This is a genomic window from Klebsiella sp. WP8-S18-ESBL-06, assembly GCF_014169755.1.
Classification (GTDB): Bacteria; Pseudomonadota; Gammaproteobacteria; order Enterobacterales; family Enterobacteriaceae; genus Kluyvera; species Kluyvera ascorbata_B.
The window spans coordinates 1,399,234-1,414,041 of record NZ_AP022256.1 but is presented as its reverse complement, the minus strand read 5'-3'; the positions used below and the strand labels follow the sequence as shown (position 1 = coordinate 1,414,041).

Annotated in this window: 11 protein-coding genes and 1 pseudogene; 6 read left to right on the top strand and 6 right to left on the bottom strand. The window is 54.7% G+C overall.

All coding sequences use genetic code 11. The features are described from left to right. The first annotated feature begins 3 nt into the window (after positions 1 to 3). Positions 4 to 1,551, top strand: a complete 1,548-nt coding sequence (ppx, locus tag H7R76_RS06710) for an exopolyphosphatase (RefSeq protein WP_106924128.1) — start codon at positions 4 to 6, stop codon at positions 1,549 to 1,551. Here ppx and H7R76_RS06705 read toward each other — a convergent pair. Next, positions 1,504 to 3,789, bottom strand: coding sequence for a sensor domain-containing phosphodiesterase (locus H7R76_RS06705; RefSeq protein ID WP_182967293.1), 2,286 nt, complete (start codon positions 3,787 to 3,789; stop codon positions 1,504 to 1,506). The genes ppx and H7R76_RS06705 overlap by 48 nt on opposite strands. A 352-nt stretch (positions 3,790 to 4,141) precedes the next feature. Here H7R76_RS06705 and H7R76_RS06700 point away from each other — a divergent pair, with 352 nt between their 5' ends. Continuing rightward, on the top strand, positions 4,142 to 4,345 hold the full coding sequence (locus H7R76_RS06700) for a YfgG family protein (protein WP_106924126.1): 204 nt from the start codon (positions 4,142 to 4,144) through the stop codon (positions 4,343 to 4,345). A 424-nt stretch (positions 4,346 to 4,769) separates the two neighbouring features. Here the strand turns inward: H7R76_RS06700 and H7R76_RS06695 are convergent, their stop codons facing one another. After that, the gene (locus H7R76_RS06695; protein WP_106924125.1) at positions 4,770 to 5,654 is read right to left on the bottom strand and encodes a LysR family transcriptional regulator; all 885 of its coding nucleotides are present in this window, start codon (positions 5,652 to 5,654) and stop codon (positions 4,770 to 4,772) included. Between the two features lie 97 nt (positions 5,655 to 5,751). Here H7R76_RS06695 and H7R76_RS06690 point away from each other — a divergent pair, with 97 nt between their 5' ends. Beyond that, positions 5,752 to 6,939 (top strand): MFS transporter, encoded by a 1,188-nt coding sequence (locus H7R76_RS06690; RefSeq protein WP_182967291.1) that lies wholly within the window; start codon positions 5,752 to 5,754, stop codon positions 6,937 to 6,939. 130 nt (positions 6,940 to 7,069) lie between these two features. Continuing rightward, positions 7,070 to 7,588, top strand: coding sequence for a hypothetical protein (locus H7R76_RS06685; protein ID WP_182967289.1), 519 nt, complete (start codon positions 7,070 to 7,072; stop codon positions 7,586 to 7,588). On the opposite strand, the gene H7R76_RS06680 is transcribed toward H7R76_RS06685, so the two are convergent. Continuing rightward, positions 7,523 to 8,220 (bottom strand): IS1 family transposase gene (locus H7R76_RS06680; RefSeq protein WP_223174630.1). Its coding sequence is split into 2 segments (ribosomal slippage): positions 7,523 to 7,971 and positions 7,971 to 8,220, totalling 699 coding nucleotides; the frame shifts between segments, so codons are not numbered across the junction. The genes H7R76_RS06685 and H7R76_RS06680 overlap by 66 nt on opposite strands. A gap of 146 nt (positions 8,221 to 8,366) precedes the next feature. Between H7R76_RS06680 and H7R76_RS06675 the strand changes: the two genes are divergently transcribed. After that, positions 8,367 to 9,674 (top strand): McrC family protein, encoded by a 1,308-nt coding sequence (locus tag H7R76_RS06675; RefSeq protein ID WP_106924122.1) that lies wholly within the window; start codon positions 8,367 to 8,369, stop codon positions 9,672 to 9,674. A gap of 8 nt (positions 9,675 to 9,682) precedes the next feature. Here H7R76_RS06675 and H7R76_RS06670 read toward each other — a convergent pair. The 3 genes and pseudogenes from H7R76_RS06670 to guaB all read right to left on the bottom strand — a co-directional run bounded on the left by H7R76_RS06670 (position 9,683) and on the right by guaB (position 13,209). Further along, positions 9,683 to 9,921, bottom strand: a pseudogene (locus tag H7R76_RS06670) (type II toxin-antitoxin system Phd/YefM family antitoxin). A 174-nt stretch (positions 9,922 to 10,095) separates the two neighbouring features. Next, entirely contained in the window at positions 10,096 to 11,673 is a 1,578-nt protein-coding gene (gene guaA / locus H7R76_RS06665) for a glutamine-hydrolyzing GMP synthase (protein ID WP_106924121.1), read from the bottom strand. A gap of 69 nt (positions 11,674 to 11,742) precedes the next feature. Next, positions 11,743 to 13,209 carry an IMP dehydrogenase gene (gene guaB / locus H7R76_RS06660; RefSeq protein ID WP_106924120.1) on the bottom strand — a complete coding sequence of 489 codons (1,467 nt, stop codon included), beginning with the start codon at positions 13,207 to 13,209 and terminating at the stop codon, positions 11,743 to 11,745. A 160-nt stretch (positions 13,210 to 13,369) separates the two neighbouring features. Between guaB and xseA the strand changes: the two genes are divergently transcribed. Then, complete coding sequence (gene xseA / locus H7R76_RS06655; protein ID WP_106924119.1) at positions 13,370 to 14,746, top strand: exodeoxyribonuclease VII large subunit; 1,377 nt, start codon at positions 13,370 to 13,372, stop codon at positions 14,744 to 14,746. The last annotated feature ends 62 nt before the right edge of the window (positions 14,747 to 14,808 follow it).

The window sequence follows — 14,808 nt, the reverse complement described above, 5'->3', positions numbered from 1 at the left end:
CCTATGCCAATAACAAGCAAAGCACCCCGGCCGCAGGAGTTTGCGGCGGTTGATCTTGGTTCAAACAGTTTTCACATGGTCATCGCGCGCGTGGTCGACGGCGCGATGCAGATCATCGGCCGTCTGAAGCAGCGCGTCCATCTGGCCGACGGTCTGAATGAAAACAACATGCTGAGCGAAGAGGCCATGGAACGCGGGCTGAGCTGCCTGTCGCTGTTCGCCGAGCGCCTGCAGGGCTTCTCCCCGTCCAGCGTGTGTATCGTGGGCACGCACTCGTTACGTCAGGCCGCTAACGCCACCGAGTTCCTCAAGCGGGCGGAAAAAGTTATCCCGTATCCCATCGAGATTATTTCCGGGAACGAAGAAGCGCGTCTGATTTTCATGGGCGTCGAGCACACACAGCCGGAAAAAGGCCGTAAGTTGGTGATTGATATCGGCGGCGGGTCAACCGAACTGGTCATTGGCGAAGATTTCGAGCCTAAGCTGGTAGAAAGCCGCCGCATGGGCTGCGTCAGCTTCGGCCAACAGTTCTTCCTTGCCGGCACCATTAACCGCGAAAACTTCCAGCGCGCACGCCTGGCGGCGGTGCAGAAGCTGGAAACCCTGGCATGGCAATACCGTATTCAAGGCTGGAGCGTCGCGATGGGCGCCTCCGGCACCATTAAGGCCGCGCATGAAGTGCTGGTTGAGATGGGCGAAAAAGACGGGTTTATCACCCCGGAGCGCCTGGAAAGGCTGGTCGAAGAGGTGCTGAAGTTCAAAAACTTCAGCAGCCTGAGCCTGCCGGGGCTGTCCGAAGAGCGTAAAGGCGTCTTCGTGCCGGGCCTGGCGATTCTCTGCGGCGTCTTCGACGCGCTGGCGATAAAAGAGCTGCGTTTATCCGACGGTGCGCTGCGCGAAGGCGTGCTGTACGAAATGGAAGGCCGCTTTCGCCACCAGGACGTGCGTAGCCGCACCGCCCAAAGCCTGGCGAACCAATACAACATCGATCGCGAGCAGGCCCAGCGGGTGCTGGAAACCACCATGCAAATGTACGACCAGTGGCTGGAACAGAACCCCAAGCTGGGCAATCCGCAGCTCAATGCGCTACTGAAGTGGGCTTCCATGCTGCATGAAGTGGGGCTGAATATTAACCACAGCGGCATGCACCGCCATTCGGCCTATATTCTGCAAAACAGTGACTTACCCGGTTTTAATCAGGAACAGCAGTACCTGATGGCGACGCTGGTGCGCTTCCACCGCAAAGCGATTAAGCTCGACGAGCTGCCGCGCTTTACGCTGTTTAAGAAGAAACAGTTCTTGCCGATGATCCAGCTGCTGCGCCTGGGCGTGCTGCTAAACAACCAGCGTCAGGCGACAACGACGCCGCCAACGCTGAAGCTGACGACCGAAGCGAACCACTGGACGCTGTGCTTCCCGTATGACTGGTTTACCCACAACGCGCTGGTCCTGCTCGATCTGGAAAAAGAGCAGGAATACTGGGAAAGCGTTACCGGCTGGCTGTTAAAAATCACCGAGGAGCGAGCACCCGACGAAACTGTCGCGGCTTGATTCCACGTTTTCGCTTGTCTTCACTGCCGCCAGCTCCTCCAGGGGAGCTGGCTTGCCAATGCTGTACCCCTGCAGATAATCAATGCCCAGCGCAATCGCCGCCTGATGAATAGCGTCGTTTTCCACGTACTCAGCGACTACGCGCATTTTCTTCATCCGCGCCAGATGGCAAATTGACGACACAATCTGGTAGTCCAGACTGCTGGTCGCAATATTGCGAATAAAGCTGCCGTCAATTTTGAGAATATCGGCGCTGATGTGCTTAAGCCGCGCGTAGCTGGCATAGCCCGTACCAAAGTCATCGATCGCCACCCGACAGCCCAGCTCCCGCAGTTCGCTCAGCGTGCGCCGCGCCTGCTCAACGTTGACCAACGAATGGCTTTCGGTGATCTCAAACACCAGCTGCCACGCCTCAATACCGTGCTGTTCCAACAGTTCGGCAACCCGTCGGGCAAACCCCAGCCCGCTCGCCGTGGAGGGCGCAAGATTCAGTGCCAGACGCATCCCCGGGTGACTTTCGCGGTGGCTGGCCATAAAGCGCAGCGTATTCTCCAGCACCCACAGATCGATACGCGACACCATACCAAACTCATGCGCCACCGGCAGGAACAGCGTCGGCGAAATCAGTTCGTCATCGTCCCCCAGCATACGCAGCAGCACTTCGTGATAGTCATCGCCGCGGATGCCGACAATCGGCTGCGCCATCAGGCGAAAGCGATCGTTCTCCAGCGCTTGCTGGACGCGGACCATCATCGCGATTTTATCTTTTAGCTCCTGCTGCAGATGCTGCGCTCCGCGACGCTGAAGGTTTTCCGCACGATCGGTCACCAGCGACAGTTCAGCCACCGTATTCAGTTCTCCCAGCATCAACGAAAGATGCGCCACCGGCGATTGAATGTAGCAGTAGCTGACGCCGATCTGCGGCTGTAACGGCATCCCGTTCCAGCTGTAGCGGAACAGCTTAAGGTGCGCATAGAGATCGTCAATACGCTCTTTGTAAGACTCCGTATGCAGAAGCACCGCCAGCTCACTGCCGTTCAGCTGGTACACCCCTTCGCCCGGGCGCAGCACTTCGCTCAGGTACTCCGCCAGGTTTTGTTTGTAGTTGATGCGCAGCATAATGCCGTAATGCCGCGTTAGCATCTCGAGATCCGGCATACGCAGGAAACAGAGCACCGACCACGGTGTGTGACTAATCGCCCGGCTCAGGGCCCGCATATTGGGCAGATTAACCACCGGGTCGATAAAGGCCATCCGTCGTACCCGCTCGTGAATCGCGCGCTGGCGGCTTGAGAGCATCGCCATGTAGGCAATAATAAACGAGAACACCAGGAAGCTGGACGAGGTGATCGCCAGCTGAACGCTGTAGCCCGCGCTGCGCGGCACATAGTGGTAGTGATAGTGAATGGCCACAATCAGCATAATGGTCCAGACCACCGAAATAAAACGGTAGCCAAAACGCATGGAGCCCCAGAGCATGATCGGCAGCAGCAACGAGAGCGTGTAGTTTGTGCTGAAAATGGTGCTGGCGTTGTCCAGCGGTATCATCAGCATGGAAAAAATCCACACAACCGCGCCGCACCATACCGCCATTTCCGGCCACGTGACTTTAGGGTCGAAATCGCGGCGAACCTGAGAAATAAAGCTCCGAAGATAATAAGGGTTACGAATAAGCCTAATCAGCAAATAGCAGAGCGGCACGCCGGTCAAATAGCCCACCAGCAGCGCCTGGTAGTTGATCAGGTTACGCTGCGTAAGCGGTGAGGTCCACTGAGCATCGCTAAGGCTCGGATAGACGCCGATATACAATGTGAACTGTATCAGGAACATAAACAGCGTCGAGGGGACAAACATCTGCCAGAACAGCCGGTGTGCCATTAGCTGCATGTCGCCGTGCGACACCATCTTCCGCCCGCTGTGGAAATAATGGTAACCGCCCCAAGCAATCAGCGTGGGAATCAGAAACTGCAGCGTCAGGCCAATCTCTTCGACAATGTGCAGGTCGCGCGTTAAATACAGCCCCACGCCAGCGATGATACCCGGCAGCGCGCGCCAGCCAAAAAACAGCATCATGCACAACAGAAATGGCAACGGCAGATAATAAAGGTAGGTTTTTCCGCCACCAACATAAGTATACGTATTAGCAAATTTAATTATTGGCAATATCACCAGCGGCAAAATTAGCGGCAGACACCACCAACAATCGCGATATTGCTTATATATTTTACAGAAATTCATAGATGCTCTATAGATACCCCAAATCCAGCTGGGTATTTTCAGACAGGCATCCAACCTGGCTTAAAAAATCCACGAATTGAGATAATTCGCGGGTACGGCGAAGATTCTAGTTGTCGATAGCGAATGCAGCTTGATGTGAATCAAGAAACCGCGTACATGGAAACATTAAATCACGCTTTCTTGGCGCTAATCAGATTCTTAATTTGTTTTTGTGAATACGTATAATATCTTATATAACATTAATTAATGTTTTGCCTGACGGTTTTTTACATATTCCGCAATTGACCCCTGCGCTACTCTGTGCCTTAATGTAACCATCGCCCGTCTATGGGTATGACTAAAGGACCCCTTTGTGAGCCAGGTTACCAGCCTACGAAAACGACACCGATTTAACAGTCGAATGACCCGGATCGTGCTGCTTATCAGTTTTATCTTCTTCTTCGGACGCTTCGTCTACTCTTCCATCGGTGCGTGGCATCACCACCAGGACAAAAAAGAATCCCAGCAGAGCAGCCTTTCGCAGCCGACGCCTGCGGCCCAGAACGACGATCGTTAACCGCCCGTAAGATTCCTTAGCGGATGGCTAAGCCATCGCATTTAACCATCCGCTAAGGGATCTGCACAGTCCTTCGCCCTACGCTGTTTCGCTGCTTATCTCGTTGTGTGCATCATCGTTCGCCCCAGAATGTTTTTTTCTGTTAAGGGTACTTTACTTTTACACATTTGATAAATCAGCAAAAAATGTCAAGTCCATAAATCCGACATAATTAATATCCTACGTGAATATAAATAATTAAATACATCCATCATTTATCTATATTCAGAATATATTTTCTTGCGTGACTTTTTTATAAAGAGACTATCACCCTGCTTTTCATTATGTTTAAACCCGTATCCAAAGAGAAGCCGAATCGGTGAAAAAAGTTATTTTAGGTAGCCGGAAAGTTGCCGTAAAAGAAAATCATTCCGCTCTGCGGATATTACGTCTCGCTTTGCAATAAACGCATTACCTCGACAATCCCCTTGCTGAGAAGCTTATCCTGACGCATCACGATAGCCAGCTGCCGGTGCAACAACGGTGCAAGTGAGCACACGTACAGACCTTCGCGATCGCGAGGCTTATCGACCGCCATACGTGGAATAATGCTGTAGCCGAGACCCGCCACCACCATTCGCTTAATGGCTTCAATGCTGCCAAGCTGCATTACAGGCCGCACCTCGACGCCCGCAAGCCGGAACCAGCCGTCAATCAAATCACGCGTTCCGCTGCCCGCTTCAAAGGCAATCAACGGCAGCGCCCGCAGCACCTCGGGCGTCGCCTCTGCCAGCGGCGCCTGCGAGGAGGCGGCCATAATCAGCACGAATTCCTCACGCTGCGCAGGCATCACCTCCAGACTCCGGCCACCAGCGGGAAGCGTCACCAGCCCGATATCAAGCCGGTTTTCGTCAATTGCGCGCACGATATCCGGCGTATTACCGGTAGTCACTCTCACCGTCAGCTGCGGATAGCGGGCGCGCAGCTGCTGCAACAACGGTGGCAGCAGATGAATACACGCGGTGGCACCGGTGCCCAATGAAACCTCGCCATTTACGCTGTCGCTGCATTCATTAACCGACAGAAGCGCCTCGTTCACCGCGTGTTCAATCCGTTCGCCGTGTTTTAACAGCGCCATCCCCGCCGCCGTCGGCTTGATGCCGCGCCCGGTTCGCTCAATCAGCCTGGCCTGTAAAAACTGTTCAAGCTGGCGCACCTGTAAACTCACCGCGGGCTGCGAAAGCCCCAGCAGGTCGGCAGCGGCAGAAAAGCTACCGCGCTGCACCACCAGACGGAAGGTAGCCAGATTTCCCAGATTCAGCGTCGTCATGCAAAGTTTCTCTTATCAGGGTCATAAACAAAGGGCTCTGCCTGCACAATAGCGCGCGCGTTATGCTGCCAGCAACAGCATCACTCACGAGAAGATAATGAAAACACCTGCCGCACCGTTCTCCGTTACCCTCGCCGCCGGCGTCAATCAGATGATCAACTGGGGAATCTCATTTTATATGCCGGGCACCTTTGCCCGGGCTATTGCTCAGGACACCGGCTGGCCGCCCACGCATATCTACGGCGGGCTCACGCTGGCGATGCTCACGATGGCGCTATTCTCGCCGTGGGTTGCCCGCCTGCTGGCCTATTTCGGCGGCCAGCGCGTGGTGATGGGCGGTACGCTACTGATTGCCGTGGGCTGTCTGACGATGTCTGTCGTGCATAGCCTGGCCGGCTGGTATTGCGTCTGGTTTATTTCCGGCATCGGGATGCGTCTGGCGCTCTATGACGGCCTGTTCGCCGCACTGGTGAATCTTTACGGCCATCGGGCCAGGCCAACCATCTCTCGCGTAACGCTCGCGGGCGGGCTGGCCTCGGCGCTGTTCTGGCCGCTGGGCAGCGCACTGTTAATTCTGACCGACTGGCGCCATGCGCTGCTGGTTTATAGCCTGCTGGGGCTCATCAGCGCCCTGCTGCTGTGGCGAATGCCAAACCAAACGCTACCGAAGACGCCCGCGCGACAATCCGCATCAATTTCTTCTCAGGACCGGCGAATGGGCCTGCTGTATGCCGTATTGATTGCGCTGGTGACCTTTATTTCCAACGGCACCTCAACCCATCTGCCGGAGTTTATTGCGAGCCACGGTCTTCCCATCACCGTGGGCATACTGTGGGGAATCGGGCAGACCGGCGCACGCTTTCTGGAAGTCGCCTCAGGGTCGGCGCTTACGCCAATCAAACTGACGCTGCTCACCACGCTATTTATCCCGCTGTGCTTTGCCCTCGGTATCAGCAGCACGCATATTGCCTGGGCCGCGGGGGGGTTTATCTTTGGCTATGGGGCAATCAACGGCCTGACCACGGTGTTTAAGGCCACGCTGCCACTTCAGCTTTTCGCCGCCGAAGATTATGCCCGACGCACCGGTGTCCTGCTGATTCCTGCCCAACTGCTGGCCGCCATCTCGCCCTTTGCCTACGCCTGGCTGAACCAGACGATTGGGATTCGCGGCAGCCTTCACGTTTCCACCGTGCTGGCGCTGGTTGTCTTCGCGCTGGCGGCGACCATTGCGCTGTGCCAGACTGCTCACAGCACAAAAACGTGTGATAAATCACCCTATTCCTGATGACCTTTAGCGGGCTGCAAATTGCATAAGAAGAGATGGGTGAGATCTTAGCGGAGTGTCCTTGACCACCGCACAGTCCTCAATATAGATAAGAATCTATGCCTTAAAATTGAACAGAAGGACGGAAGTTATGCTTGAAATTGAATATCGTGAATGGCTAGAGGCCAGAGGAGCCCAAGCGTTATCTGCCCGAAATACTCGAGTTTACGCGATAAAAACGATTGAGAAAAACCTTGCGGCATTAGGTTCCCCATACAACGACCTCAATGAGGCCTATAAAGCGGATGGTTTTGCTCAATTACGTGAACGCATCAAGCAAATTCGTAACAATGCAAAAAACGGTGGCTATGAATATCGCATCTTAATGCCTGAATCAAAAAACCCGCTCAACAGATTAGTCAGTTGGAATAGCTGGCTGGGGCAATACGGTCGATTCCTTAGTGGTGATATTTCCCAAACCGATCGAATATGGGACTATGTCCGTCATCACTACATAGCACCTGCGCGTGAACGCGGTGAGAAGTCTGTGGTAATGGCCACTGATGCTCTCAATAGTGAAATGAATATGGGTAATGACTCCAATTTACTGATAGTGTTTTATGTTCAGATAGTGCCCGATGACTTTGTCATGCAGCTCCACCGATTTTGAGAACGACAGGGACTTCCTGCCCAGCCTTGCCAGATGCTGTCTCAGATTCAGGTTGTGTCGCTCAATTCGCTGCGTGTAACGCTTACTGATGACGTGCAGTTTTCCCTTCAGACGTGACTCATACATCGGCCAGCCGTCCGTCATCCATACCACCACGTCAAAAACTGACAGCAGGCTCAGAAGACGCTCCAGTGTGGCCATAGTGCGTTCACCGAAAACGTGGGCTACCACCGCCCTGCGTATCCTGTCATACGCGTAAAACAGCCAGCGCTGACGTGATTTTGCACCGACGTAGCCCCATTGCTCGTCCATCTCCGCACAGACAATGACATCACTGCCCGGCTGTATCCGGGAGGTTACTGACTGCGGCCTGAGTTTTTTAAATGGCGCAAAATGGTGTTGAGGCCCACGCCCATTAGTCGTGCGGTGGCACGGCAACCGACGCCGTTCATAGCCATATCAATGATTTTCTGGTGTGTACCGGGCTGAGAAGCGGCATAAGTGAAGGTGAGCTGCCATGTTTTACGGCAGTGAGAGCAGAGATAACGTTGATGCCCGGCAGTACTTTTGCCATTACGCATCACGCCTTCAGTAGCGGAACAGGAGGGACAGCAGACGGAGACTGAAGCCACGGGAGCACCTCAAAAACACCATTATACACTAAATCAGCAAGTTGGTAGCATCACCCGACATTTAAGGAAAATGCCTTTAAGCAACTAGAGGGTCATGCCCAACCGATATCTGACCAGGATTCATTAATGGCGGATGGCAAAGAATAATGACGCACTTGACCGTCCATGAATGGGGCAGCGTTTCTGTTGGTACGCAGGATGAAGGAGAATGCCATACTTTTACTCGCGCTCAGGCCAATCTCCTGCTCGCAGTCGCGCGCGCGCATCCTTTAGCGAATAAGCATGGCACCAACATATTAATCGATCGGCATAGCAAAATTTTTGCAGGCCAGATGGTGGGCGTGATTGCCGCGCCGGGATGCAGCCTGGAGATTTTACCCAAGATAGATAACGAGGCTAACGAATCGGACACCGCAATTCGAAGCCGCCTTATTCGCATGCTCGACGTGGCCCTCGGGCTTAAACTTGGGCACGGGCAAGTTGCAACGATGGCGCGGCAAAACAGTACCCTACTCGATATCCTTATACGTCTGTTCGCCGATCGATTATTAACAGAAGTTAAGCGTGGGCTACCGCACGCTTATATGGCACAAGAAGACGACCTGTCCGCACTGAAGGGGCGGCTCAACGTCACCCGACAATTTACCACTCTTTCCGTGCGGCCTGACCGACTTGCTTGCCGCTACGACACGCTGTCAGCAGATACTGCGCTACTTCGTATTATGAAATCGTGCGTCATCATGCTGCGCAGTTATGCTCACGCAACCGAAACTATCCGTCGACTGAATGAACTACATTATCTGTTTGCAGATATCAGTGATGTATCGCTTAGCCAACTCCCCTGGTCACAGGTCAACATCGACAGGACCAACCGGCGTTGGGGAACGCTTTACGAATTTGCACGCTTATTCCTGAATCGTAGTTGGCAGGCTACTCACCACGACAGACGCGCGCAAACCGGGTTCACGCTACTTTTCCCGATGAACGATCTGTTTGAAAGCTATGTGGCAGCACTCGCCAGGAAGGCTATCCACGGTCGTGACTGGACGCTCTACGCTCAAGGCGGTCGCTTGTTTTGCCTGACTGAAGAGAAAGAAGATGGCAAGGCCTGTTTTCAGACTAAACCCGATCTTCTCATCAAACAAAGCAATAAAAATAGGGTGATCATCGATACGAAATGGAAATGTATCAGGAGCAATATTGACGATCCTAAAAGCGGTGTCTTACAAGCTGATGTCTATCAGATGATGGCTTATGGCCAGATATATGATTGTGCGGAACTTATACTCCTCTACCCCCACCATAATCGGTTGGGCAACCACGAGTTAACGGCCGGCTATAGAATTTTGGCCGGAGAGAAGCGCTTAACGGTTGCAAGCGTTGAACTCGCGCATGATGAAAATACGATTATCAAGCGGTTGTACGATTTAATTTCGGCGGCGTTTTTAAACTGAACGGGTTATCAGGCCATGGTCAGACGTTTAAACAGCAGCTGCTCTTTTGAGAAGACGCGCCTTTCGGTTTTATCCTTCGCTGACAGAGTAATCAACTTCAGCAAAGCAATGGCGTTTTCCCGCTCCTGCTGCTGATCATAAGACTCTATGATATAAGCAGGCACACCATTTTGTGTCACCAGGATGGGTTCTGACAGATCAAGCGTTGCTGCGTTTTTTTAACGTAGCTGATTGTCTCGATTTTCATAATGGGTCCGCCGAATGTCATGCATCGGTTTTAATAGAGACTATATTTAGAACACCAACAAAGATTCACACAACTCCACGTTTCCGGGAAAGCAGATAAATAAAAACCCTCTGTAAAAACAGAGGGTTTAATTTACGTTTACCTGTGCCTGAAAACTCAGGAAGGGTTGTCAGCTTATTCCCACTCAATCGTCGCTGGCGGCTTACCGCTGATGTCATACACCACGCGGGAAATGCCGTTCACTTCGTTGATGATACGGTTAGACACCCGGCCTAAGAAGTCATACGGCAGGTGCGCCCAGTGCGCGGTCATAAAGTCGATGGTTTCTACCGCACGCAGGGAAACAACCCAGTCGTATTTGCGGCCATCGCCCATGACGCCAACGGAACGTACCGGCAGGAATACGGTGAACGCCTGGCTGACTTTGTTGTACAGGTCGGCTTTGTGCAGTTCTTCGATGAAGATAGCATCCGCGCGACGCAACAGGTCGCAGTACTCTTTCTTCACTTCGCCCAGCACGCGAACGCCGAGACCCGGCCCCGGGAACGGGTGACGGTACAGCATGTCGTACGGCAGGCCCAGCTCCAGACCAATCTTACGCACTTCGTCTTTGAACAGCTCACGCAGCGGTTCAACCAGACCCATCTTCATCTCTTTCGGCAGGCCGCCGACGTTATGGTGAGATTTGATGACGTGCGCTTTACCGGTAGCGGAAGCGGCAGATTCGATCACGTCAGGGTAGATAGTCCCCTGCGCCAGCCATTTCACGTCTTCCAGCTTCAGCGCTTCTTCGTCGAACACTTCAACGAATACGCGGCCGATGATCTTACGTTTCGCTTCCGGATCGTTCTCGCCTTTCAGCGCATCCAGGAAGCGCTGCTCACCTTCAACGTGAACGATATTCAGGCCGAAGTGGTCACCAAACATATCCATGACCTGCTGTGCTTCGTTCAGGCGCAGCAGACCGTTATCCACGAATACGCAGGTCAGGTTTTTGCCGATCGCACGGTGCAGCAGCATTGCGGTTACGGAGGAATCTACGCCGCCGGACAGGCCGAGGATCACTTTATCGTCGCCAACCTGCTCGCGAATGCGGGCAACGGCATCGTCGATAATTTTAGCCGGGGTCCACAGCGCTTCACACTGGCAGATGTCGCGTACAAAACGCTCCAGCATACGCAGGCCCTGACGGGTATGGGTCACTTCCGGGTGGAACTGCACGCCGTAGAAGCGTTTTTCTTCGTGCGCCATAATGGCGAACGGGCAGGTCTCGGTGCTGGCAACGGTGACGAAGCCTTCCGGGATCGCGGTCACTTTGTCGCCGTGGCTCATCCACACGTCGAGCAGCGGTTTACCGTCGGCGGTGAGGGCATCTTCAATACCGCGGATCAGCGCGCTGTCGGTCTGCACTTCAACCTGCGCATAGCCGAACTCACGCTCGGTGGAGCTTTCAACGTGGCCGCCAAGCTGCATCGCCATGGTCTGCATGCCGTAGCACACGCCGAATACCGGAACGCCTGCATTGAACACGTATTCTGGCGCGCGCGGGCTGTTTGCTTCGGTGGTGCTTTCCGGGCCGCCGGAGAGGATGATACCGCTCGGGTTGAACTCACGGATTTGTGCTTCAGTAACATCCCACGCCCACAGTTCACAGTAAACGCCCAGTTCACGTACGCGACGCGCTACCAGCTGGGTGTACTGCGATCCGAAATCGAGAATAAGAATGCGATGTTTATGAATATTGTCTGTCATTTGACGATCATTCCGAGGCAAGTGAAACAAAAACAAAACGCCCGGTTCAGAACCGGGCGCGGAAACTAATCAGGAGCCCAGACGGTAGTTCGGGGACTCTTTGGTGATGGTCACGTCGTGAACGTGGCTTTCCTGGATACCCGCACCGCTGATACGCACGAATTCAGCCTTCGTACGCAGCAGGTCGATGGTACCACAACCGGTCAGACCCATACAGGAGCGCAGGCCGCCCATCTGCTGGTGAATGATCTCTTTCAGGCGGCCTTTATAGGCTACGCGGCCTTCGATACCTTCCGGCACCAGTTTGTCCGCGGCGTTATCGCTCTGGAAGTAACGGTCAGAAGAACCTTTGGACATCGCGCCCAGAGAACCCATACCGCGATAAGACTTATAAGAACGGCCCTGATACAGTTCGATTTCGCCCGGGGATTCTTCGGTACCCGCCAGCATAGAGCCAACCATGACGGCAGCAGCGCCCGCGGCAATCGCTTTAGCGATGTCACCGGAGAAACGAATACCGCCGTCGGCGATAACCGGAATACCGGTGCCTTCCAGCGCTTCAACCGCGTCGGAAACGGCAGTGATCTGCGGTACACCGACGCCGGTCACGATACGAGTCGTACAAATGGAACCCGGGCCGATACCGACTTTCACTGCGCTGCAGCCGGCTTCAGCCAGCGCGCGAGCGCCCGCACCGGTCGCCACGTTACCGCCGATGATTTGCAGATCCGGGTATTTCGCACGGGTTTCACGAATGCGCTGCAGCACGCCTTCAGAGTGGCCGTGAGAGGAGTCAATCAGCAGCACGTCAACGCCAGCGGCAACCAGCGCATCAACGCGCTCTTCGTTGCCCGCGCCCGCGCCCACCGCAGCGCCAACGCGCAGACGGCCTTTTTCATCTTTACAGGCGTTCGGTTTACGTTCGGCTTTTTTGAAGTCTTTAACGGTAATCATGCCCAGCAGGTGGAAGCTATCGTCAACCACCAGCGCTTTTTCCACGCGACGTTCGTGCATTTTAGCGAACACCACTTCACGTGATTCACCTTCACGAACGGTAACCAGGCGCTCTTTCGGCGTCATATAAACGCTCACCGGCTGGCTCAGGTCGGTCACGAAGCGCACGTCACGGCCGGTGATGATGCCGACCAGTTCGTTGTCTTCGGTCACAACCGGATAGCCCGCGAAGCCGTTACGCTCGGTCAGCGCTTTAACTTCTTCCAGGGTGGTGGTCGGCAGCACGGTTTGCGGGTCGGTCACGACGCCGGACTCGTGTTTTTTCACGCGGCGAACTTCTTCCGCCTGACGCTCGATGGACATATTTTTGTGGATAAAACCGATGCCGCCTTCCTGTGCCAGGGCAATTGCCAGGCGCGCTTCAGTCACGGTGTCCATTGCCGCAGAGAGCATAGGAATGTTCAGACGAATAGTTTTGGTCAGCTGAGTGCTAAGGTCAGCCGTGTTCGGCAGAACGGTAGAATGAGCGGGAACGAGGAGGACGTCGTCAAACGTCAGGGCTTCTTTTGCGATACGTAGCATGGGCAATATCTCACCTGGGAGGTTATTAAATATTGCCGCGGCATTATACAGAGCGTAAGCGATTGCATCCACACTTTTTTGCATAAAAGGCTTGCACTCACCCGGCAGCAGGTTACTATCGACTGAATAACCTGCTGATTTAGAATTTGATCCCGCTCACATGTTATCTTCTCAAAGCCCCGCAATTTTTACCGTTAGCCGCCTGAATCAGTCGGTGCGCCTGCTGCTCGAACGCGAGATGGGCCAGGTGTGGATAAGCGGCGAGATCTCTAACTTTACCCAGCCCTCTTCCGGCCACTGGTACTTCACTTTAAAAGACGATAACGCCCAGGTACGCTGCGCGATGTTCCGCAACAGCAACCGTCGGGTCACCTTCCGCCCGCAGCACGGGCAGCAGGTACTGGTGCGCGCCAACATTACGCTGTACGAACCGCGCGGCGACTACCAGATTATCGTCGAAAGTATGCAGCCTGCGGGCGAAGGGCTGTTGCAGCAAAAATATGAACAGCTCAAAGCGAAGCTACAGGCCGAAGGCTTGTTCGACCAGCAGTTCAAACAGCCGCTGCCCTCCCCGGCCCACTGCGTCGGGGTCATTACCTCGAAAACCGGCGCGGCGCTGCACGATATTCTCCACGTCCTTAAGCGTCGCGATCCGTCGCTGCCGGTGGTAATTTACCCCACTGCCGTGCAGGGCGACGATGCGCCGGGGCAGATTGTGCGCGCTATTGAGCTGGCAAACGCCCGCGGCGAGTGTGACGTATTAATCGTCGGGCGCGGCGGCGGCTCGCTGGAAGATTTGTGGAGCTTTAACGACGAACGGGTAGCGCGGGCGATTTTCGCCAGCCGCATCCCGGTGGTCAGCGCCGTCGGCCACGAAACCGATGTCACCATCGCCGATTTCGTCGGCGATCTGCGCGCGCCAACGCCGTCGGCGGCGGCGGAAATCGTCAGCCGTAACCAGCAGGAGCTGCTGCGTCAGGTGCAAAATGCGCAGCAGCGTCTGGAAATGGCGATGGATTATTATCTGGCGAATCGCCACCGCCGCTTTACGCAAATTCAGCATCGGCTTCAGCAGCAGCACCCGCAGCTGCGTCTGGCGCGCCAGCAAACAACGTTGGAAAGGCTGCGTCAGCGCATGAGCGTCGCGCTGGAAAATCAGATCAAGCAAGCCAATCAGCGCCAGCAGCGCATGCTACAGCGGCTGAACCAGCAGAACCCGCAGCCGCGCATTCATCGCGCGCAGTCACGGGTGCAACAGCTGGAGTATCGACTGGCGGAAAATATTCGCGCGCGGCTAAGCGAGCAGCGCGAGCGCTTTGGCAATGCGGTCACCCATCTGGAAGCCGTCAGCCCGCTGGCTACGCTTGCCCGTGGCTACAGCGTCACGACCGCCAGCGATGGCAAAGTACTGAAGCAAACGAAGCAGGCGAAGGCGGGAGAGATGCTGACTACGCGTCTGGCAGACGGCTGGGTAGAAAGTGAAATCCGCACGGTCACCGCACAGAAGAAAACGCGAGCGCGTAAAAAAGCGTTGTAAGAGGCCGATGATAAGGCCAATGCCTGATGGCGCTTCGCTTATCAGGCCTACCGTCGGGCACA